The following is a 1,192-nucleotide window of genomic DNA, read 5'->3' as shown; positions in this document are numbered from 1 at the left end:
TTACTTCAGGATCTTGGCGACGACGCCGGCGCCGACGGTACGACCGCCTTCACGGATGGCGAAACGCAGGCCTTCTTCCATGGCGATCGGAGCCAACAGCTTGACCGTCATGGCCACGTTGTCGCCCGGCAGAACCATTTCCTTGTCGGCCGGCAGCTCGATCGTGCCCGTCACGTCCGTCGTGCGGAAGTAGAACTGGGGACGATAGCCCTGGAAGAACGGAGTGTGACGGCCGCCTTCTTCCTTGGACAGGATGTACACCTCGGACGTGAAGTCCGTGTGCGGGGTGATCGAGCCCGGCTTGGCCAGAACTTGGCCGCGCTGGACGTCTTCACGCTTGGTGCCGCGCAGCAGGATGCCCACGTTGTCGCCCGCTTGACCTTGGTCCAGCAGCTTGCGGAACATTTCCACGCCCGTGCAAGTCGTCTTGACCGTCGGAACGATACCGACGATTTCGATTTCTTCGCCGACCTTCACCACGCCGCGTTCGATACGGCCGGTCACCACCGTGCCGCGACCCGAGATCGAGAACACGTCTTCAACCGGCATCAGGAACGTGCCGTCCACGGCGCGCTCGGGCGTCGGGATGTACGAATCCAGCGCTGCGGCCAGAGCCATGATGGCTTGCTCGCCCAGTTCGCCCTTGTCGCCTTCCAGCGCCAGCTTGGCCGAACCCTTCACGATCGGGGTGTCGTCGCCCGGGAAGTCGTACTTCGACAGCAGTTCGCGGACTTCCATTTCCACCAGCTCGAGCAGCTCGGCGTCGTCAACCATGTCAGCCTTGTTCAGGAAGACGATGATGTACGGCACGCCAACCTGGCGCGACAGCAGGATGTGCTCGCGGGTCTGCGGCATCGGGCCGTCAGCGGCCGACACCACCAGGATCGCGCCGTCCATTTGCGCCGCGCCCGTGATCATGTTCTTCACGTAGTCAGCGTGGCCCGGGCAGTCAACGTGCGCATAGTGACGCGCTTCCGTTTCGTACTCGACGTGAGCCGTGTTGATCGTGATGCCGCGAGCCTTTTCTTCAGGAGTCGCATCGATCTGGTCGTAGCCCTTGGCTTCGCCACCGAACTTGTTCGACAGAACGGTCGTGATAGCGGCCGTCAACGTCGTTTTGCCGTGGTCAACGTGACCAATCGTACCCACGTTCACGTGCGGCTTGGTACGTTCAAACTTGCCTTTTGCCATG

At 62.0% G+C, this 1,192-nt stretch carries 1 protein-coding gene; it reads right to left on the bottom strand.

Annotated features, from left to right (window positions below; genetic code table 11):
* Entirely contained in the window at positions 1 to 1,191 is a 1,191-nt protein-coding gene (gene tuf, locus BRO63_RS31600; protein WP_088143495.1) for an elongation factor Tu, read from the bottom strand.
* Position 1,192: the final 1 nt, after the last annotated feature.

Source organism: Achromobacter xylosoxidans (assembly GCF_002192695.1).
Classification (GTDB): domain Bacteria; phylum Pseudomonadota; class Gammaproteobacteria; order Burkholderiales; family Burkholderiaceae_B; genus Achromobacter; species Achromobacter xylosoxidans_C.
Note: the sequence above shows the minus strand (reverse complement) of the source record. Positions and strands in the feature narration are given on the sequence as shown.